The sequence below is a fragment of the Mesorhizobium salmacidum (SeqCode) genome (assembly GCF_037179605.1).
GTDB lineage: Bacteria > Pseudomonadota > Alphaproteobacteria > Rhizobiales > Rhizobiaceae > Mesorhizobium > Mesorhizobium salmacidum.
The window spans coordinates 149375-168992 of record NZ_JAPYKS010000005.1 but is presented as its reverse complement, the minus strand read 5'-3'; the positions used below and the strand labels follow the sequence as shown (position 1 = coordinate 168992).

The window sequence follows — 19618 nt, the reverse complement described above, 5'->3', positions numbered from 1 at the left end:
ATCGGTGACGCTCTTCAGCGCCTCTGGTTCGACGTCCGAACTGGCGGCGCGCGGTAATGTTCCGCCGCCTCGAGCAAGCAGGAAGGCGTCGCCATCCCATGACCGAAACGGCTTCTCGCCATTGATGACGACCCGCAATTGGTGAGCTTCCGCCAGACGGCCGATATCGGCGCGGTCCAAAAAAAGCGATCCGCGATAGGAATAGTTCAGCAGGGCCAGCCAGCCCGGCCGTTTCAGAACGCGTGCGATCTCGTCGAAATGCCGCTCGGCCATGCCGGCCAGAACCAGATAAGGAAAGCTGTCGACCGCCAGCACGCAATCGAAACTGCTGTCGTCGAATTCGGTCAGATCGAGACCGGAGGTTTGCCGCAACTCGACATTGCCCAACGCGGCGCATCGGTCGGAGGCAACGGAGATCATCCGCGAGGATATATCGATGCCGACCATCCGCTTGAATGATTTGGCAAGCGCGCGCTCGAAACGGCCGATGCCGCAACCAATGTCCAGAATGTCCCGGCCGGTTCCGGTGAAGTCCTGCTCCTTGAGCCATGCAGCGACTTCCTCGGTCGTGGCCGACAGCCTTTCCTCATCACCGAGCGATGCGAGCTGGACACTCGCTGTTTGCGAAATCGCCGCCGCCGCATCGAAGCTCAACGCCAGCCGCCTGACGACAGCGGCATCGGTCTCGTCGTCGTCGCGTGCGTGCCGAACGGCCGCTCCCGTCGCTCGCAAGGTGGCAAAGGCGCCGGGTTTGCGGCGAAGCAGCCCGGCTACCTCTCGCAGCCGTTCCGTTTCTTGCGAATTCGAGGGAACGACCTCCAGCACGATCTCCGCCAATTCCGCCACCCTGATCTCCATCCCCAGGTGAAGCGCCAGCCTGGCGACGACGGCTTCGGCGCAAACACCATCGGCCATGCAGCCTTCTACGATCGATCTAATCGCCATCCGGCGCTGGGCGGATTTTGACCCGGCTGCACTCATGCTATCAGCTCCGCGTCCAGATCCTGCGCATCGTCCACCTGTCGATGGCGCCCCAGCCGTATTTGTAGGCCTCCTGACCACGCAGGAAATCGAACTCGCGGGCACCTTCGCGGATCGACTCCGCGATCGCGTGGCCGATCAGGATCGCACTTGGACTCTCCTCGGCATAGGCAGGGTCGAAGCCGCCGAGATAGGCGTAGGCACGACCGCGATGGTGGAAACCGTAATAGGCGCCGACGGTCTTGCCATCGATTGCCAACAGCCAGCATCGGACCAGGCCGCGAGCGTCGAGCAAGGGTACTGCGCGCCTGTGGAATTGCTCCACGGCGACATCGGCCAACACGCCACCTCCGTGCCCGGCCCAGCGCGCGTGGTGCAGGCGGATCAACTGGTCGAGGAACCTTTGGGCATCGCCTCGTGCCGACGACAACGCGGTCCGGCCGCGTCTGGACGCCGCCTGGTGCGCCCGTCGCAACTGCCGCCTGCGTCGGGAGGGCACGCAGCCCGCAAGGGTTTCGTCGCCGGCGATGGCGAGCACGGGGCAAGCGCCATGTGCGGCTGGCCGCCCCGCCTTCAGATCGGGGTGTGTAACCGCAAGACCGGCACCGCCTTCCGGCAAATCCGACAGAATCCATTGCGACCAGCCGACCGAGAGGATCTTTTCGGCAATGATCGCGACGACCTGAGCCTCGGTGCCGGGGACACACAGGATGTCCAGATAGTCGCTGAGCGAGATGCCGACCGGAAGAAGTTTCGACCCAGCGGTTCCGTGCTCGAGATAGAGCGGCGCCAGCCCAATCAGATCGCCTCCGCGCCAGACCGCGACCGTCGCCAGGTCGCCGGGCGCGAATGTGCGCCACCATGGCAACAGCCAGGCGGGAGATTGAAACGGCGTCGCCGAGGAACTCTGCTCCCACAATCTCCACCAATGCGGCGCAAGGGTATCGAATCGCGCCGGATCATCGATGATCTCGCTGCGCAACACAGGCTTGCTCACGGTGTGACGGCGAGGCGCCCGGCATCGGTGCCGAGTCGTGCCAGCGCTTGATAGGCGTCCATGTAAGACGAGATCATTCGTTCCAGCGAAAACCGCCGCCGCGCCTCGGCCCGGCATGTCTCGGGGTCGAGGCTGGACGCCGCAATGATGGCTTGCGCCATCTCGTCGATCGTATTGACGAGAAAGCCTGTCCTGCCGTGCTCGATGACATCGGGAAGCGCACCGTTCGGAAAGGCGACCACCGGTGTGCCGCAGGCCAGCGCCTCCATGGCGACAAGTGAGCTGGTCTCGGCGGCAAGGCTCGGGATGACCAGACAGCGCGCTGCGTTGAGAAAGCGCCGCTTGGCGGTGAAACCGAGCGGACCAAGGAAGCGGCGGCGGCCATCGAGGCGAGGTTGGACCTCGTCGCGAAAGTAGCGCGCGTGCGTTTCATAGGGATAGACCTTGCCGCCGACAACCAGCGGCACACCTGCTTGCTTGGCTGCGTCCAGCGCCAGGTGGATGCCCTTTTCCGGGCAGATACGGCTGAGAACCAGTGCGAAGTCGCGCTTCGCTAGCGGCAGGCTGAGCGCCTCTATGTCGACGCCGTTCGGAATCGGCGCCGCCAGCCTGGCGCCTGATGGCGCGGTTTTCTGCTGGGCGGCCGAGACCGCATGGAGCCACAGGTCGTCGCGTGTCGGGCGCAGTGCCTCGGCCGGATACCAGTCCAGCGGCAGGTGAAGCGTCACCAAGGTCGGGCCATCGTCTGGCAGATAGGCATCGAAATCGATGCCGTGCAGATGAACCACATCGATCGGCCAACTGGCGCGGGCAGCGGCGATCGCGTCGCGATGAGCCTGCTGCGCGCGGCTCTTGGCCGCCTCGTCGAGCACGCCACTTTCCGCCGGTGTCTCCACAAGCGTGCCGCTCGCGCTGGAGCCCCGGCAGCCGACGACGATCGACCGGTGACCCGTGCGAACCAGTGCCCGATCGAGCATCGACAGGACCTGCTCGGCACCCCCGACCGCATCCGGTCCGACAGGCGCGAGGGGATAGGCGACATTGAGGACGGTAAGCGTCATGGCCGGCCGAGCCACGGTGCCAGAGGCAGTGAATTGGTGGACCCGTGAGCTTCCACTTCGGTCAATGCATCCAATGATCGCGGACCGGGTCGCATGAGAGCCTCACGCAGCCGAGGCCCGCTGCGTCGGGCGCGAGGCGGATGTCATGACGGGCGCGTAGCGGCGGACCATCGTTGCACAGAACTCGGCGAATTCCTCGGGCACTAGCGGGGGACTGGTGTGGTGAGGCATCATTCCGCGATGCTCAGGCGTGAAGCAGAAGGTGACCGTGACGTCGAAATCGGCAAGTGCCTCCATCTGTCGATCGAACCAGTCCAACGCATTCGGCCTGAAGCTGTCGGCCCAGGAAAGCCCCGTGCGCATGTTGGTGACGCCGAGCCGCTTCATCCAGGCGACGGCGTCGTCCAGTCGCGGGTCCTCGAAATGAAACCACTGCACCAGCCCCATTGCGGGTGTGTAGCGCAGGAATTCCTCCAGCGCCGGCTTCGGCGTGCCGTCCTGGCGCAGCAGCCCCATGTGGAAATGACGATAGTAGGAGGATCCCTCCGCTTCGCGATGCCGCGTCGTCGCTTCCCATTCACGCGGAAGGTCGTAGAGGCTGTACCACTGGATACGTGGTGCGTTGCCGAGCAGCAATTCGGCGGTGCGCTTCAGTCCCCAGACCTGTATTTCCTCGGCCCCGAAGGTCGATACGCCGACCTCGCTGACCCAGATGGGGAGATTGGTGACGGTCGCGATCTCGCCGATCTTCTGCGGCCATTCCTGAATTTGCCACAGGTTCCAGTCGAGAGGAAAGCCGTGCACCGCGACGGCATCGACATGGTCCAGCACGCCGTATTCCTTCATGCGCGTGATAAAGCCGGGGTCTATCGGCGAGATGCCGCCAAGCACTTTTGTCAGAGCCGGGTTCTCGGACGCGATCGCGTCCGCCGACAGGACCGCCATCCTGGCAAAGCGGCTCCAATCGGGGTCGAGCTCGGGGTCCCAATGCGATTTGTTGTTGGGCTCGTTCCAGATCATCGCGGCTTCAATCACGGAGCTTTCCTTTCGACGGGTAAATCGCACCGCCGCCGGTCGGCGCGCCGGCAGCGCGGCAGAAATAGACCTCCTGCTCGGGATGTAGAACGATCTCGAAACCGGCGCTGCGCAGCATCGCTTCGGTGCAGGCCCGGTTCGGTATCCACCAGTTGGTCGGATCGTCGGCATAGCGGTGTTCGATGAAATGCAGCTTGGGAAATTCCGGCCGGTCGAACAAATCATGCGTCCAGAAATGATAGTTCTCTTCCAGCTCGGGCAGCTCCTTGCTGCCTCGTTGCATCGACTGGAAGATCATCAGATCGCCGGCGACGTGCTCACGGATCAGGTCGAGGGCGAGCAAGGGGTGGCGCAGATGGTAAAGCACCCCCATGAACAGCACGACGTCGAATGTCTCGCGCAGGGCACCGACGTCGTAGACCGACAGTTTCTGGAATTCGATCTCGCAGTCCGCGATCTCGGCGGCAAAGCGGGCCTGCGCCAGATAGGCCTCGTCGAAATCGATGCCGAGGACGTGGGCGGCGCCTCGCCGTTTCATCTCGATTGAGTAGAAGCCGGCATTGCAGCCAATATCCAGCACGGTCTTGCCGGCCAGATCGGCGGGTATGGCATCGGCGAATTTGCGCCATTTGATCAGCGGGTAATTGCCGAGAAAATGGTCGGGCGCGGTTTCGACGCCGGCCAGTTCCATGTTGTGGAACCACGGGCCGAGCGCGTCGATGCGCCGGCGGATTTCGGCATGGGAATGCAACATGTTCAGGCTCCTTCGCCCGGAACGACGGGTACATGCGAATGCGTGCCGGGCATGATCGTTGCGGACTGTTGATGAGCTGACGGGACGCCGTTTTCAAGCAACCGCAGGGCTGTGCGATAGCCGTTGAAAGTGCCGACATCGACATAAGCGGAGCCGGCTTTGATCCCGTAGGCTACACCCCCGGCCGCAAGGTAGGCGTTGATCAATGTACCGATATATTCGTCACGACCATCCCGCTCGCGCCAGAGTGCCGCAAGCCGATGCAGGATCTGGCCGGGCATCTTGAACGCGCCCCAAACCCAGTTCGTGGAGGCATCCTGTCGCTTGACCTGGATTTCGATCACGCGCTCGTCGTCTTCGGTACAGACGGCATCGAAGAATTCCGGGCTGTCCACCGGGAAGAGCAGAAATGAAAGCTGATCGTCGGGCAAATGACAGAATCCGTCCTCGGGAAACCAGATCGTATCTGGAAGGCCGACCAGGACGACCTCGTCGGGCGCCACGAGGGGCGCTGCCCGGAAAATCGCATCGCAGAGACCGATGGGGTTGGGCTGCACCACAAAGAGCGCCGCCGCGTCGCCGTAGCCGGCTGCGTAGTATTCGAGAATGTCGGATTTGCCCGATCCGATGATGAAGCAGATCTTGTCGACGCCGGCCTGGACCATGCGCCGCACCAGATACTCGCTTACAGCGCAGGGACGTTCGGTCTGGCCGTCGATCCGGCTGCCAACCGGCAGCAGCTCCTTCGAGAAACCGAGCGGTTGAATGCGGCTGCCGCGTCCGGCAGCGGGCACAATGCCCAACATCAGACTGCTTCCTCGATCGGTTCGCCGACCGGATTTTGCAAGGCGTCGGCCAGCATTCTATCCAGTTCCGCTGCACGCCTGGCGGACGTGTGCTCGCTCAAGACCCGCTCGCGGGCACGCCTTCGGATGCCGTCGAGTTCGTGCTCGGGCAATTGCAGCGCGGCGACCACGTCATCCGTGTCATGCGCCAACAGGACTTCGCGGCCGGGTTCGAAGAAGTCCGCGAGGCCTGGCCATGCGTCGGTGATGATGGCAGCCCCACACGCGGCCGCTTCGAAGAGCCGTCCCGACGGGCACCAGCCCTTTTGTGCCATGGCTTCCCGGGTGACGTTCAGCGTCAGCCGCGACGATGAGAAGAACGCCGGATGGTCGGCGGGCGGCAGATGCCTGACGAAGAAGATGTTGTCGCTCCACGGGAATTCCTGCGGATACTGTGCGCCGCCAATGATGAAGCGCTGATCGGGCAGGCGCATGGCCGGGCGGACCAGCAGCTTTTCGACGCCGGCCTGGCGATCCGCCGCGTAGGTCCCGAGATAGGACAGATCGCCGGCGAATTCGGCCCGCTTCTCGGCCGGCCGGTGCCGGTCGGGATCGACATGCCCGTAGAGCGGCATCACCTGGCGCGCACCCAGAACGGTCTTGAGCGCCTCGAGCGCCGAGCCGCCGGTGTAGCTCAGGACGAGGTCGTAATCGGCAAGGCCCTCTGGTCCGAAATAGGGCGGACGCTCACCGTGCTCGACGCGGGCAAGTGTAACTGGAGTATCGAGATCGTAGAAGACACGCAGCCCGCGACTTGCCTGCTGGGCCAGGCGCGAAGCCTCAACGGCGTCGGGGCAGTAGGAGGTGACGACGACGACATCCGCTTGCTTCATCGCCCGCTCCGCAACGCGGCGGATGTCCTCCCAGTCCGGATAGATGACGACGTTGCCGCCGTCGAGCTGATCCAGATCGCGGGCCCCGGCATAATAGGGAGTGTCGCGTTCGAAAAAGGTGATGGACCAGCCCAACCGGGCGAGAGCGCGGATCAGCCCGCGCCACAGCGTGGCGTGGCCGTTCCCCCATGAAGACGTGACGGTGAGACCGAAAATGACCATCCGCATCCGGAATTTCCTCGTCAGGCCGCTTCATTCATTCGCAGGAGCTTGGAGCCCCAGTCGCCTGACACGATGGTCGTGATCGAGGCTGGATCGATGTCGAAGCGGAAGCAGTCGCCGACCGGCAAGCCAAGCACATTGCAGACGGCGGCCTTGATCACGTCGGCGTGGCTGACCAGGGCGACGCACTGGTTCTGATGCAGTTCGCGGACGCCGTTCATCAGCGAGACCATGCGCTGCTGGACATCCAGCATGGTCTCGCCGCTCGGGGTCCTAGCCTCCTGGCGCTGGTCGTTCCAGGCGCGCCAACCGGCGTCGCCGTTCAATTCGTCGAAAGTCTTTCCCGACCAGTCGCCGAAGTCGATCTCGTCGAGTTCGGCGCAGATCGCGATTTCGCCGACGCCGCAGGCGAAAGCGATTGGCAGTGCCGTCTCCTGCGTGCGCTCGCGCGGGCTGCACAGGATGGCTGCAATCGTCTCTTGGGCCATGCGGCGGCCAAGCTGCTCGGCCTGAGCCTTGCCGGCCTCGCCGAGGCTAACGCCGGCCATGCGCCCGGCAAGATAGGAGCCGACATTGTCGTGCGCCGCGTGGCGGATCAGGAAGAACGTGGTGGTCATTCCGCGGCATCCAGCAAAGGCTCATCCTTGCCGGCGATGAAAGCGAGCGTGCGCTGCCGGGCTTCGGCGTCGGTGAACTGTTCGGGAGGCGACTTCATGAAATAGCTGCAAGGACCGGTCAGCGCCCCGGCGATGCCGCGGTCGAGCGCCAGCTTGGCGCAGCGCACCGCATCGATCACCACGCCGGCTGAATTGGGCGAATCCCACACCTCCAGCTTGAGCTCGGCATTCAGCGGCACGCCGCCGAAGGTGGTGCCTTCGACACGAATGTAGGCCCATTTGCGATCGGTGAGCCAAGGCACATGGTCGCTCGGTCCGACATGGATGTTGCCCGGCTCCAGCGGAACATCGAGCTGGCTGGTCACCGATTGTGTCTTGGAGATCTTCTTCGATTCCAGCCGCTCACGTTCCAGCATGTTGAGAAAATCGGTGTTGCCGCCGAAATTCAGCTGATAGGTGCGATCGATGCGCACGCCGCGCTCGCGAAAGAGGTTGGCCAGCAGCCGGTGCACGATGGTCGCGCCGACCTGGCTCTTGATGTCGTCGCCGACCAGCGGCAGCCCGCGCTGCTCGAAGCGCCGGCGCCATTCCGGACGCGACGCGATGAAAACCGGAATGCAATTGACGAAGGCGCAGCCGGCCTCGAGCGCGCATTCAGCATAGAAGCGTGTCGCCTCTTCCGAACCCACCGGCAGGTAGGAGACCAGCACGTCGGCTCCGCTGTCGCGCAGGATATCGCTGACATTGGCAACCGGTTCGGGCGCCTCTTCGATCTCGTCGCGCAGGTATTTGCCGATGCCGTCGAGCGTCGGTCCGCGTTCGACGCGAACACCGGTCGTCGGCGCGTCGGCAAAGCGGAACGTGTTGTTCGGGGCAGCGTAGATCGCATCCGCGACGTCGCGGCCAACCTTGCTTTTGGCGACATCGAATGCGCAGACAATTTCGATGTCGTCGACATGATAGCCACCGAGATCGGCATGCATCAGCCCCGGGATCGGTTCGTTGCTTTTTGCATGACGATAATAGGAGAGGCCCTGCACCAGGGAGGATGCGCAATTGCCGACTCCAACGATGCCAACACGAACCTTTTTCGATCCCACGAAACTGCCGCCCTATGCTGTTCAAAGGTAAGTTCCTTGCGCCGAACCACCACCGTGCCGGAATGTTCCTTGGTCGCTCGAAAAATTGCGCGAGACGGCATGGATCGAAGCTGCACCCGCCGCGTTGCCCGCACGGCAAGCATTGGAAATCGATCGATGATCGTCTACGGCGACCACAAGCGGACCGAGAACGCACGACAACTTCAAGAGGCAGCGATCGACCTGGCCCAAAGCCTCGACCGGATGTCTCGCGGCATCCGGCGCCATGCTGCATTGGTCGGGCTATTCATCTGCGCGTCACAGCTGGTTCAGGGGCTCGCCGATGTCGACTTCAAGGTCCTGGGCGTCGACACCAATTCGCCTTCGCAACGGCAAGGCGCCGAGTTGCTGGTCGGGCTTGCGGCAGAGGTGGCGAAGTCGTGGCGAAGCGGTTTCGCCTTAGGCGGTGGCATCGATCCGCGACGTCTCCAATCGCTGGCGGCGCTCGATTGCAAGACAGAGGTTTTGACCGGTTCGGCCGAGGGTTACGCGCATTATGCGCTTTATCCCGAGAGCTATCTGGGCGCGGCGCAGGAATCAGGTCTCGACGCGAACACATGTGTGATCGGCATCCGCAGTATCGGTTTGGGGCTTGCGGCCATGGTGGCCGCCGCCATCGGTGCGCCGCCGCCGATCAGTCTGCGTCCGATCGGCCATCCTTTCGATCGGCGGGTCAATGCCGATCCGCGGTTGGTCGCTGCCTGGAGGAACGAGCCGTCGGCTCGGTTCGCTGTCGTCGACGAAGGTCCCGGCCTGTCGGGAAGTTCTATCCACGCCGTCGTCACGTGGCTGCGGGACCTGGGTATCGATAGGAGCCGCATTCACCTGTTCCCCAGCCATTCGGGCGATCCGGGCGCAGAAGCGTCGCAGGACGTCCGGGAGACATGGATGCGCTGCCGCAAACATGTGGCGATGACGTTTGAACGCACCTTTCCCGAAAGCTCGCAAATTCCAACGCTGCGCGATTGGGTAGCCGAGGCGGTCGGCAGTCCGGAATTGCGTTTGACCGAAATATTCGGCGGCGCGTGGCGAACCCTTCACTATGCCGACGAAAAGCGCTGGCCACCGAGCACTCGCGGCACCGAACGGCGAAAGTTCCTGGCGTCCGCGGGTCCAGATCGCTGGCTTGTCAAGTTTGTTGGCCTCGGCGAAACCGGGCAGCGCAAGATGCGGGTCGCGACGATGTTGCATCAGGCCGGATTCGGGTCGCAAGTCGCCGGACTCTGCCACGGTTTCCTGGTTGAACGGTGGGCCGACGGCACCACGATGGATCAACTGCCGCTGCCCAGACAAAGACTTGTCGCGGAGTTCACACGCTATCTGGCCTGGCGAGCGACCAATCTGCGAACCCGCGAACCGGGTGCTTCATTGCCCGCCCTCGCGGAGATGGCCGTTCACAACGCTTCCGAGGCTTTGGGCAAAAACCAGGCGGCGAAACTATGGAACTGGTTCTCGAAACAGGCTGTCCAGCAGGTACTGGAACGCGTCGAGATCGACGGCAGGCTTCACCCCTGGGAGTTTCTGATCGGTGCAGACGGCACGCTGGTCAAGACGGATGCCGTCGACCATTGCCGGGGACACGATCTGATCGGCTGCCAGCCGATAGAATGGGACATTGCCGGCGCCTACGTCGAATATGGTTTGTCCGAAGGCGAGGCGGCGACGTTGATCGGCGGCATGGGTGACCGCATTGACGTCGGGCTCGTCGAGTATTTCGAACCTTGCTACCTGGCGTTTCAGCTGGGGCTGTGGAGCATGGCCGCTCAATCCGAGGACGGACGGGAACGAGCAAGGCTGGCAGGGACAGCCAACCGATATGAGGCAGGACTGATACGGTTCCTGGACAAGGCCAGGGCGTGACAGTTCCCCCTCAATCCAGGCTTCGCAGCATGTCGGCTTCCTGCTCGAGAATTCTGGCCACTTCTTCCCGCTGCAGGTGGGTCATCATCAGGCTGACGCAGCACTCCAGATAGGTGATCGAGGCTCGCCGCAAATAGGCGGCCGTCTCCTGTTCCGCCATCTTGTCGATATCCGGTGCGGATCGCTTGGGTCGCATGAGGATGTCCTCCATATCTGGTCCTCTCGCCAAACCACAAGCTTGAGCGGATGTTCCGCCGGAATCGACCGCGAAGGGGTGGCTGCGGTCCAGCATCAGACAGGGAGGTTCTGCAGCCCGCCTGATGTGGACCTCGCCCTCGTGGCGCGACCTGCTATTTGGTTGCCGATCGGAACGCCTTCGAGGCTCGCGAAATAGCCGATCGTCCGGGCGAGCCCCTCGTTGAGAGGCACTCTTGGCGTCCAGCCGAGCAGCGCTTTCGCGCGCGAGATGTCGGGCTGCCTGCGTCGAGGATCGTCCTGCGGCAGCGGCAGAAACGTCATCTCCGATTTGGTGCCGGTCATCGCCTTCACCAATGCCGCCAGCCGCATGATGGTGAACTCTCCGGGATTGCCCAGATTGATCGGCTTGCCCGGATTGGGATCGAAGTCCATCAGACGCATCAACCCGTCGATCAGATCGGAGACGTAGCAGAAAGATCGTGTCTGCAAGCCGTCGCCGAAGATCGTCAGCGGGCGCTTCTCGAGCGCCTGCATGATCAGGTTCGAGACGATGCGGCCGTCCGCCGGATCCATCCTCGGACCGTAGGTGTTGAAGATACGTGCGACACGAACGTCGGCCTTGGCGGCTCTCAGATAGTCGAAGCAAAGTGTTTCGGCGGTGCGCTTGCCCTCGTCGTAGCAGGCGCGCGGGCCGGTGCAGTTCACATGGCCGACGTAATCTTCCCTCTGCGGATGTTGCTCCGGATCGCCATACACTTCACTCGTGGAGGCCTGCAGCAATCGGGCATCGTTGCGGGCGGCGAGTTCGAGCAGATTCAATGTTCCGATGACACAAGTTCGCGTGGTGTGGATCGGATCGGCCTGGTAACGCGGCGGCGAGGCGGCGCATGCCAGGTTGAATATGCGATCCACCGGCTCACCAAGCTCCAACGGACGGCAGATATCCTGCTCGATCAACCGGAACCCCGGCTTGTCCATGATCGCGTTGATGTTCTCCATGCGACCGGTGAGAAAGTTGTCGGCGCAGATCACGCGCCAGCCATCGCGTAACAATGCTTCGCAAAGATGCGAACCGAGGAAGCCCGCGCCACCGGCGACAAGCACCGTCTTTGCCCTTTGCGCCTTTTTTGTTCGTCGCATCGCGATTTTCTCCTGTCTGCCAGTCATGCTGCACTTCCGATGTCGAGGTCGAGGACCTCCGCCTCCTTTTGCGTAAGCGCCGTGATGAATTCGCGAGCCCTGGCCACACCGGTGTGGGACGCAAGGACGAGTTCGCGTGCCCGGTCGGCCATGGCGAGACGTGTACGAGCCGATTCCCGGGAAAGAATGACGACGACATCGTCCGGCTTCTTGGCCGTGTGGATCGTCGATGCGGGAAAAAAACTGTCGAGGCCTGGCCAGCGGTCGCTGATGATCGGCGTGCCGCAAGCGGCTGCTTCGAAAAGGCGCACGCTGGGCGACCATCCCGCTGCAATCATTGAACGGCGGGTGACGTTCAGCGTGTAGCGTTGGCGGCTGTAGAACGCGGCGTGCCCGGCCGGCGGCAGATGTTCGATGCGCTCGACATTGTCGGGCCAATCGATGTCGGAGGGATATTGCGAGCCGGCCACGACGAAACGGCGGTCCGGCATGCGCCGTGCAGGTTCGAGCAGGAACGCGTCGAGCGTGGCTTGCCGGTCCCCGCTATAGGTGCCGAGATAGCCGAGATCCCAGCGGACCGGGTCGGCGGTGCGGTGATGCCGTTCCGGATCGACCGAACAGTAGAGCGGCTCGGCGCGGCGTGCGCCGAAGGTCTGCGCCAGATCGTTAAGCACCGGGCCGCCGGCGAAAGAGAAATAGATGTCGAAGTAGGGGATCTGGCGCCAGCCCAGATAGTCGCAATCGTCCGCCGACAGCTTTGCCAGGGTCACCGGCGTGTCGATGTCGTAAAAGCAGAGTTGTCCTTTGCAAAGTGAAGCGACGATGTCGATGACCGCCCGCCCTTCCGGCACGAAGGAGCCGATGACCACGATATCGGCCTGTTCCAGGCACCGTGCATGGTCGCCCTGAAGTTCCAGTACGGTTTCGTAGTAGCGCAAGGCGCAGAAGTCCGGATCGCGCAAATCGCGGTGATTGGCGTACCACGGCACATCGCGCTCCAGAAAAGTCACGCGATGGCCGAGTTCGTGAAGACCTTTCAGCAGACCTCGAAAAGTAGTGGCGTGGCCGTTTCCCCAGGACGAGGACAGCGACAGGCCGAGAAAGACGATGTCGAGCTGCGTGGTCATTCGGCCGCCTCCACGGTCCCCTGCGTCAAATGGCGTTTGAAGACTGCATCGGTCACGGCCGCGCGCAGTGCGTAGGTATGGTCGGCGAGAACACGGCGAAGCGCGGCTTGGCCGATTGCCTTTGCCCGACGGGGGGTAAGCGCCTGCATGATTTCGGCGACATCGTCGCCGTCGCGCGCCACAAGGATCTCCTCGCCGGGTTTCAGGAACAGCTCGACGCCCAACCAGGCATCGGTGATCAGGCAGGCGCCGGCGCCGGCCGCCTCGAAGACACGCGTGGCCGGTGAAAAACCGTTCGCGGCCATGCTGTCGCGGCTGATGTTCAAGACGGCCTTTGGCGTGACATTGAAGGCGTTGTGATCGCGGGTGCCGACATGGCCGAGCCAGCCGACATTGGCGGGGAGCGGCTTGTCGCCCCAGCCCGATCCGCCGAGCAGAAAGCGTTGTTTCGGCAGTTGGCTCGCAGGATCGAGGAAGAACGATCCGACACGGGCTTCACGATCCGGCAGCCTGTTTCCGAGGAACGCCAGATCGCAGGCAAAACGCGCATTGCCGGCGACCGGGTGGTGCGTTTCGGGATCGAGCGCATTGTAGATGGGCACGCACTCGTTCGCGCCCATGGCACGATAGGCCCAGACGACGGGATCGCCGCCGCCATAGGTCAATACAAGGTCTATTTCTTGCAGCGCACGATGGAGCGGGTGGTCCGGTTCGTCGCGCAACTGGGCGAGCGTGGCCGGCGCGTCGACGTCCCAGAATACGGTGAGCGCGTCACTGCGAGCGTGGTCGAGCACGGCGCGCAGCAGCGCCTCATCCTCGAAGCCGACACCACTCGCCTTGACGACGATATCGGCCTCGGCGGCCCGCGCCGCCACCTCCATCAGCGCGTGCCGGGTCGCCTCATAGACGACGACGGAGCACCAGTCCGGCGCCTCGATGTCGCGGTTTTTCTGCCGGTCATAGACGTCAGGCTCATAGAAGGTAATTTCATAGCCCAGTTGCGAAAGCGCCTTCAGCAATCCACGGTAATAGGTCGCGGCACCGTTCCAGTAGGACGACAAAAGGCTCGATCCATAGAATGCGATCTTCATTCGGCGGCTTCCTTTGCGGCGGTCGGGTCCACGGTGTGCAGGTTCGTGCATTGCCCGAGCACGTCGAACAACTCGTCGACGCGGTGACGACAAGTGTGGCGCGAGCGGATGGTCTCAAGGCCCGAGGCCACCAGCGACGCCGCGAAATCGGCATCGGCCAGCACCGCCTGTAGGTGTTGCCGCATTTGCGAGCCATTCTCGGCAAACAGGAAGTCGACGCCGGGCCTGAAAAGCCGCTCGACATCGGACCACGGTGCTGAAATCAGCGGGATGCCGCAGGCGAGTGCCTCGAACATGCGGATCGTCGGAATTCCAGGCAATCTTTCACGATAGGGGCGCCGTGGGATGTGCACCGTGACATGATGCGTGGCGAAGGCCTTCGGCACGTCGGCATTGGCGATCCACCCTTCGTAGCGCAGACCGGCGGCGGCCAGATCGGCAAGTGCCGGCTTGGGATAGCGGACACCGTGAACAGTGGCCTCAAGGCCGAGATCGCGCACCGGTTCGATCAGGAACTCCCTGAGTTCGGCGGTCCGCTCGTCGTCGCCCCAGTTTCCGATCCAGACCAGATTGGACGTGGCGTGGATTTCCGGGTGCGGCTTGAACAGGCGATCGTCCGCCGCTTCATGCCAGGTGAAGACACGCTTGCCCCAGCCGGCGCGCAGATAGCTCTCGCGCAACGCTTCGCCAAAGGCGAGAACGCCATCATAATGCTCCAGATGGAGCGCCGAGATTGCCTCGGTGGCCGACACGGCCCGGTGATGGGTGTCGTGAAACAGAAGGATGAAGTTGCCGCCATCGGCCCGGGCATGGCCGATGCGAGCGACAAGCTCCGGGTCGGTCCATTCGTGGACGATCACCACGTCGGCCTCGGCGATCCAGGCTTCGTGATCGAACCCGGCATCATAGGTCACGGGCATCAATTCGGGGAAATCCTTGCGGAAGCGTTCGATCGCGAAGGATCCCTTCTCGGCCAGCAGGTTTGACCGGCTCCAGCCGTTCGCGGGCTCCAGAGCGATGGCCTGATGCCGGCGCGCCACCAGTTCGCGCATGACGCCGCGAAGGAAATGGGCATTGCCGTGGTTCCAGTCGGAGACAAGCGAGTGGGTGTAGAACAAGAAGCGCATGATCAGCGCTCCGCCACGGCTAGCGCCGCCTTTTCGTAGACATCTCGCATGGCCGCGGCCTGCCGCGCCAGCGTGTACCCGCGGCTTCGGCGAAGGGCGGCTTGGCCGAGCTCTCGCCTATGCCCGGCATCGCTGGAAAGACGATTGACGCAGGCAGCGAGATCGTGCGGGTCGCGCGCGTCGAAGAACATCGCGGCCCCGTCCCAAATCTCGCGATAGGTCGAGATGTCCGAGAGCACCAGGGGCGTTGCCGACATAGCCGCTTCCAGCGCCGCCAAACCGAACGGTTCGTAAAGCGATGGCGAAACAAAAATGCCGGCGCGGGCCATCAAGGAGCGCACCTCGTCATACGGCAGCGCGCCGAGAGAAACGGCGTGATTGACGGTGGCACGCTCGCCGTTCGGGCCGTGAATCGAACCGGCTGTAAAGATGGGCCATTGCGTCAACGAGGCGGCCTGGTCGACCGCCATCACGTTCTTTCCCTCGTCCCACCAACGGGCGGCGGCGAAGACCAGCGGCTGGCGGTTTTCGACGTTCGGGACCGGACGGGCGCCATTTCCGACGATATGCAGGCGTGCGATCGGGCCATAGCAGGTCTCGAGCAGCTCGGCATGGCTGCGGCTCGGCGCGATGACGGCGTCGGCCCTGTCGAAGCCGCGCTTGTTGCGCTCTTTCTGCCAGGTCCATGCGCTGTCCAACGCCTGTCCCCTGACGGCGTGGAACCATGTCGTCACGCATGAATGCGAGACCGCTATGACAGGGCAGGGCGCATCCAATTCCACTGCCTGCGTCGGCGCGTTGAGATGGACGACGTCGATGGCGTGGTCACGCATCAGCGCACGCAATTCCCCCGGCAAACCGTCGAGATCGCCGGCGTCGTGGGTCATCCAATCCGGCGGCGTGTTCAGCCAGATCAGCGTCGCGAAGGACCGCGCCTCTTCGGCCTGTTCCTTGGATGGTTGCGGTCCTAGCCCGGCGAACACGATGCTGTCGCCGCCATTGACCAGTTCCCGGCCGAGATCAAGCGCATAGCGCCACACCCCGCCCATGGCGTCGACGGTCATCAGGATGCGGCGCTTGCGCGGCCTTAGTGTCCGCAACATGCCGCCTCCAGCTCCGCCAGCGGACGCGGGCGCTTTTCCTGGATGTCGCTGAACTTCTGGAACGAGGCGAGGTAATGATCATGGGCGCGCTCCCAGGCGAGATCGTCGGGTTCGCCCCAAAGCTCGCGATAGCTAGGCGAACTCGGATAAGGATAAAGCGGTACGGGTTCATTGGCCCACACGCCCTTGTCGATCAGATGGGCTCGCCAGTAATCGACAAGGGCAGGATCGTCCTCGACAACGCCGATCAGATTGGCCTGGACGAAGGGAATGTGGCGTCTGGCCTTGACCAGCAGCGCGGCCAGTTCCTCGGTGCCCAGCCGGCAGCGCTTCGCCAGCATGGCCCGCCCTTCCACCGTCAGGCTTTCGAGGCCGGCTTCGATGGAGACGCAGCCTGCCGCGCCCAGCAATTCCAGCAGCTCGGGCTTCCATAGATCGATGCGGGTCTGTACGCCGAATTTCACATCGCGCTCGACCAACGCCTCCAATAACGCTTTTTGCGGCAGGAAAATTTCGTCGATGAAGTAGATATAGCCGACGCCTTGGGCAATCAGCCGATCGATTTCGGTCACCACCGCTTCGTGGTTCCGGCGGCGATAGGCGTCGCGGAAATCGATCTTGGCGCAGAAGCTGCAATTGTAGGGACAGCCGCGTGATGCCTCGACCTCGGCGCCGAACCCATGCTGTTGGTCATCGAACCTGTGATGGTGATGCGAATGGGCGGCGATCCAGTCGGATGGCCAATCAAGCGGCGGATGATCGACAAAGGAACTGACATGAACGCCGCCGTTCGAAACCAGACTGGCGTCCCGCAGATAAGCGGTCGAGGGCACCGCGCTCCAATCGTCGCGCCGGGCAAGTTCCGCGACGATTTCCTCGCATTCGCCGCGCACGACAATGTCGACGCCAAGCTTGCGCAGCGTCGGCGCCGGCGTCGCCGAGCCATGCGGCCCGACCGCGACGGTGCGTCCGCCACGCCCGTCGAGACGATTGAGGAAATCGGCCGGCACGCGCAACTCCGGCGGTGCGCAGCGCCAGAACAGATAGGTCGGCGCGGTGCTGACAACCGTCATCGCCGGCGCGAACTCAGCCACGCGTTCGCAGAGCTCGGAATTGTCGAGCTTCTGTAACTGCCCGTCCAGCAGCAGCACCTCATGGCCGGCCGCTTCGAGCATGGCTTTCGAATAGCCGAGTTCCAGCGGCAGATGCGGTTGGCGGCAGCCGAAATAGATGCTGTCGTCATACGTCCAGAAAGGATTGACCAGGGCTATTCTCATGCGACGTACCTCACGGCTTCAGGGCGAAGCTCAAGCCGGTGGCGCCGCAGCCAGTCGGCAAGATCGCGAATGCCCTCGCGCCACGCGACCTGCGCCTTCCAGCCAAGCGCGGCCTCGATCTTGCGGGTATCGGCGACGAAGAAGGGCTGGTCGCCGGTCCGTTCCCCATCATGGCGGATCGAAAGCTCACGGCCGGTCAGGCCGCCGATCTCGCTCAACAGCATACGCAGGCTGAGCGCATTTTCTGGTCCGCCGCCAAGATTGAATGCCTGGCCCCTGGCGGTCTCGATCTGGTCCAGCACGGCCCTGTAGGCGGCGACCGCATCCGAGACGTGCAGGATGTCGCGCACCTGCCTGCCGTCGCCATAGATGGTGATTTGCCGTCCCGTCAGGGCGCTGAGCAGGAAGTGCGCCACCCAGCCCTGGTCCTCGGTTCCAAACTGGCGCGGTCCGTAGATGCAACTCATCCGCAGCACCGCCGTCGGCATGCCGTAGGATTTGGCATAGTCGAGTACATACTGGTCCGCCGCACCCTTGGAGCAGCCATAAGGTGTGCAGAAATCCAGGCCGCGGGCCTCATCGATGCCGCCGGCCTGGATGGCGTTGTCGCAAGCTATGTAGCGGTCGCCGTCCTCGCGAACCGCGACATCGGGAAGGCTGCCATAGACCTTGTTGGTGCTGGCGAAAACCACCGGGATGCGCTCACCGCTCAGTCGCGCCGCTTCCAGCACGTTGAACGTTCCCCGAAGGTTGATGTCGAAATCCTCGTCCGGCCGGACCAGGCTCGTGGTGACGGCCGTTTGCGCGGCCAGATGGAAGATCGCCTTGGACCTCATCAGAACCGGCGCCAGGGCGTTGGCATCTCGCACATCGATGGTCTCGACGGCGAGGCGGTCGCCATGTTTCTGGGCCAGCCATTCAAGGTTCTGTTCGACGCCGGGACGGCTGAAATTGTCGACCACCAGCACCGGTTCGCCATCCGACAACAGGCTGTCGGCCAGGTTCGATCCTATGAAGCCGCTGCCGCCGACGATGGCGACCGGCGCTTCGCGATGGTTGCGTGCGCCCGGGCTCATGACACCAACCCACGCTCTTCGAGCTCGCGCTTCATTTCGGCGCTGCGGTCGATGGCCGCCGTGTTGCGCACCCAGGAAACGAAATCGCCGAGAGAGTTCTCCAATCGGCGGCCCGGTTCGAAGCCGAGCAACTCACGTGCCTTGGAAATATCGGCGAAGCAGTTGCGTATATCGCCGGCGCGCGCCCTGCCGAGCAGCTCGGGCGAGCGGTTCGGGGTTCCCATGGCCTCTGCCAGCAATCGCGCGACTTCGCTGATCGCATAGGCCCGGCCGCTGCCGATGTTGATGACGTGGCCCTTTGCCTGACGTTGCTGCAGCGCAAGGCGAAAGGCGCGGGCGACGTCCTGCACATGAACGAAATCGCGCTTCTGTTCGCCGTCCTCGAAGATCATCGGCCGTTGGCCATTGGCGAGACGTGAAGCGAAGTTGGCCAGCACGCCGGTATAGGGATTTGACAGCGCCTGGCCCGCACCGAAAACATTGAACAGGCGCAGCGCGACCGCATCGATGCCGTACGCTTCGCCGAAGATCAGCACGGCGCGCTCCTGGGCGTATTTCGTCAGCGCGTAGATCGAGGCGAGATCGACCGGTTTTTCTTCGTCTGTCGGCACCGGCGAAAGGGGTTCGCCCTCCGGCGACAGTGGATTCCACTGTCCGCTTTTGATGTCGCTCGGCTTGCGCCGGGCATTGTCGATGCGCCGACCGTCGGGGGTGGCATAGAGGCCCTCGCCATAGACGCTCATCGAGGAGGCGACGACGATCCGCTCGACCGGGTGTTTGATCAACGCCTCGAGCAGCGTCGCCGTGCCGAGATCGTTGGTGCCGACATAGCGCGCGATCTCGTACATCGATTGCCCGACGCCGACTTCCGACGCCAGGTGAATGACAGCGTCGACGCCTTCCAGCGCCTGGGCGACGGCCTCGCGGTCGCGGATGTCGCCCTTGATCAGTTCGGCTCCGGCAGGAAGCGCGATCGCTTCGCCCGCATGCACCTGCTCCAGCAGGGCGTCGAGAATGCGAACCGAATAATCCTGGGCGATGAGTTCTTGTGTGACGTGGCGACCAATGAAGCCGCAGCCTCCTGTAACCAATATGCGTTTCACGACGACTCCTCAGACGAGTGACCTCGGCGCCC

At 63.3% G+C, this 19618-nt stretch carries 18 protein-coding genes and 1 pseudogene; 1 reads left to right on the top strand and 18 read right to left on the bottom strand.

The window, feature by feature from the left end:
- Positions 1-207: 207 nt before the first annotated feature.
- The 9 genes and pseudogenes from O7A60_RS09050 to O7A60_RS09010 form a co-directional block, all read right to left on the bottom strand.
- Positions 208-858, bottom strand: a pseudogene (locus O7A60_RS09050) (class I SAM-dependent methyltransferase); the annotation flags it as partial.
- A gap of 127 nt (positions 859-985) precedes the next feature.
- Positions 986-1978, bottom strand: coding sequence for a GNAT family N-acetyltransferase (locus O7A60_RS09045; protein ID WP_337105948.1), 993 nt, complete (start codon positions 1976-1978; stop codon positions 986-988).
- Positions 1975-3039 (bottom strand): glycosyltransferase family 4 protein, encoded by a 1065-nt coding sequence (locus tag O7A60_RS09040; RefSeq protein WP_337105947.1) that lies wholly within the window; start codon positions 3037-3039, stop codon positions 1975-1977. Before O7A60_RS09040 ends, O7A60_RS09045 begins: the two co-directional genes overlap by 4 nt.
- A gap of 102 nt (positions 3040-3141) precedes the next feature.
- Positions 3142-4074 (bottom strand): glycoside hydrolase 5 family protein, encoded by a 933-nt coding sequence (locus tag O7A60_RS09035; RefSeq protein ID WP_337105946.1) that lies wholly within the window; start codon positions 4072-4074, stop codon positions 3142-3144.
- Entirely contained in the window at positions 4067-4828 is a 762-nt protein-coding gene (locus tag O7A60_RS09030) for a TIGR04290 family methyltransferase (protein WP_337105945.1), read from the bottom strand. Before O7A60_RS09030 ends, O7A60_RS09035 begins: the two co-directional genes overlap by 8 nt.
- A 2-nt stretch (positions 4829-4830) precedes the next feature.
- Entirely contained in the window at positions 4831-5634 is an 804-nt protein-coding gene (locus tag O7A60_RS09025; RefSeq protein WP_027144331.1) for a sugar phosphate nucleotidyltransferase, read from the bottom strand.
- Positions 5634-6734: a CgeB family protein gene (locus O7A60_RS09020; protein WP_337105944.1), complete on the bottom strand. Its 1101-nt coding sequence runs from the start codon at positions 6732-6734 to the stop codon at positions 5634-5636. The genes O7A60_RS09025 and O7A60_RS09020 overlap by 1 nt, the downstream gene beginning before the upstream one ends.
- 14 nt (positions 6735-6748) lie before the next feature.
- Positions 6749-7345, bottom strand: coding sequence for a histidine phosphatase family protein (locus tag O7A60_RS09015; RefSeq protein WP_337105943.1), 597 nt, complete (start codon positions 7343-7345; stop codon positions 6749-6751).
- On the bottom strand, positions 7342-8445 hold the full coding sequence (locus tag O7A60_RS09010) for an inositol-3-phosphate synthase (RefSeq protein ID WP_337105942.1): 1104 nt from the start codon (positions 8443-8445) through the stop codon (positions 7342-7344). The genes O7A60_RS09015 and O7A60_RS09010 overlap by 4 nt, the downstream gene beginning before the upstream one ends.
- Before the next feature lie 156 nt (positions 8446-8601).
- On the opposite strand from O7A60_RS09010, the gene O7A60_RS09005 reads away from it, so the two are divergent.
- Positions 8602-10344, top strand: coding sequence for a hypothetical protein (locus O7A60_RS09005; RefSeq protein ID WP_337105941.1), 1743 nt, complete (start codon positions 8602-8604; stop codon positions 10342-10344).
- 10 nt (positions 10345-10354) lie between these two features.
- On the opposite strand, the gene O7A60_RS09000 is transcribed toward O7A60_RS09005, so the two are convergent.
- The 9 genes from O7A60_RS09000 to O7A60_RS08960 all read right to left on the bottom strand — a co-directional run bounded on the left by O7A60_RS09000 (position 10355) and on the right by O7A60_RS08960 (position 19586).
- Entirely contained in the window at positions 10355-10540 is a 186-nt protein-coding gene (locus O7A60_RS09000) for a hypothetical protein (RefSeq protein ID WP_337105940.1), read from the bottom strand.
- Positions 10541-10635: 95 nt separating this feature from the next.
- Complete coding sequence (locus O7A60_RS08995; RefSeq protein ID WP_337105939.1) at positions 10636-11682, bottom strand: UDP-glucuronic acid decarboxylase family protein; 1047 nt, start codon at positions 11680-11682, stop codon at positions 10636-10638.
- Between the two features lie 23 nt (positions 11683-11705).
- Complete coding sequence (locus O7A60_RS08990) at positions 11706-12809, bottom strand: CgeB family protein (protein ID WP_337105938.1); 1104 nt, start codon at positions 12807-12809, stop codon at positions 11706-11708.
- Positions 12806-13900, bottom strand: a complete 1095-nt coding sequence (locus O7A60_RS08985) for a CgeB family protein (RefSeq protein WP_337105937.1) — start codon at positions 13898-13900, stop codon at positions 12806-12808. Before O7A60_RS08985 ends, O7A60_RS08990 begins: the two co-directional genes overlap by 4 nt.
- Positions 13897-15027, bottom strand: a complete 1131-nt coding sequence (locus O7A60_RS08980) for a CgeB family protein (RefSeq protein WP_337105936.1) — start codon at positions 15025-15027, stop codon at positions 13897-13899. Before O7A60_RS08980 ends, O7A60_RS08985 begins: the two co-directional genes overlap by 4 nt.
- Positions 15028-15029: 2 nt before the next feature.
- A complete protein-coding gene (locus O7A60_RS08975) occupies positions 15030-16130 on the bottom strand; it encodes a glycosyltransferase family 4 protein (RefSeq protein ID WP_337105935.1) in 1101 nt (366 codons plus the stop codon).
- Positions 16115-17407 (bottom strand): TIGR04295 family B12-binding domain-containing radical SAM protein, encoded by a 1293-nt coding sequence (locus O7A60_RS08970; RefSeq protein WP_337105934.1) that lies wholly within the window; start codon positions 17405-17407, stop codon positions 16115-16117. The genes O7A60_RS08975 and O7A60_RS08970 overlap by 16 nt, the downstream gene beginning before the upstream one ends.
- A complete protein-coding gene (locus tag O7A60_RS08965) occupies positions 17404-18483 on the bottom strand; it encodes a GDP-mannose 4,6-dehydratase (protein WP_337105933.1) in 1080 nt (359 codons plus the stop codon). The genes O7A60_RS08970 and O7A60_RS08965 overlap by 4 nt, the downstream gene beginning before the upstream one ends.
- The gene (locus O7A60_RS08960) at positions 18480-19586 is read right to left on the bottom strand and encodes an NAD-dependent epimerase/dehydratase family protein (RefSeq protein ID WP_337105932.1); all 1107 of its coding nucleotides are present in this window, start codon (positions 19584-19586) and stop codon (positions 18480-18482) included. The genes O7A60_RS08965 and O7A60_RS08960 overlap by 4 nt, the downstream gene beginning before the upstream one ends.
- Positions 19587-19618 lie beyond the last annotated feature (32 nt).

Coding starts and splice junctions, on each gene's coding strand:
- O7A60_RS09040 (WP_337105947.1), bottom strand. CDS start 3,039: ATGACGCTTACCGTCCTCAATGTCGCCTATCCCCTCGCGCCTGTCGGA.
- O7A60_RS09030 (WP_337105945.1), bottom strand. CDS start 4,828: ATGTTGCATTCCCATGCCGAAATCCGCCGGCGCATCGACGCGCTCGGC.
- O7A60_RS09025 (WP_027144331.1), bottom strand. CDS start 5,634: ATGTTGGGCATTGTGCCCGCTGCCGGACGCGGCAGCCGCATTCAACCG.
- O7A60_RS09020 (WP_337105944.1), bottom strand. CDS start 6,734: ATGCGGATGGTCATTTTCGGTCTCACCGTCACGTCTTCATGGGGGAAC.
- O7A60_RS09015 (WP_337105943.1), bottom strand. CDS start 7,345: ATGACCACCACGTTCTTCCTGATCCGCCACGCGGCGCACGACAATGTC.
- O7A60_RS09005 (WP_337105941.1), top strand. CDS start 8,602: ATGATCGTCTACGGCGACCACAAGCGGACCGAGAACGCACGACAACTT.
- O7A60_RS09000 (WP_337105940.1), bottom strand. CDS start 10,540: ATGCGACCCAAGCGATCCGCACCGGATATCGACAAGATGGCGGAACAG.
- O7A60_RS08995 (WP_337105939.1), bottom strand. CDS start 11,682: ATGCGACGAACAAAAAAGGCGCAAAGGGCAAAGACGGTGCTTGTCGCC.
- O7A60_RS08990 (WP_337105938.1), bottom strand. CDS start 12,809: ATGACCACGCAGCTCGACATCGTCTTTCTCGGCCTGTCGCTGTCCTCG.
- O7A60_RS08985 (WP_337105937.1), bottom strand. CDS start 13,900: ATGAAGATCGCATTCTATGGATCGAGCCTTTTGTCGTCCTACTGGAAC.
- O7A60_RS08980 (WP_337105936.1), bottom strand. CDS start 15,027: ATGCGCTTCTTGTTCTACACCCACTCGCTTGTCTCCGACTGGAACCAC.
- O7A60_RS08975 (WP_337105935.1), bottom strand. CDS start 16,130: ATGTTGCGGACACTAAGGCCGCGCAAGCGCCGCATCCTGATGACCGTC.
- O7A60_RS08970 (WP_337105934.1), bottom strand. CDS start 17,407: ATGAGAATAGCCCTGGTCAATCCTTTCTGGACGTATGACGACAGCATC.
- O7A60_RS08965 (WP_337105933.1), bottom strand. CDS start 18,483: ATGAGCCCGGGCGCACGCAACCATCGCGAAGCGCCGGTCGCCATCGTC.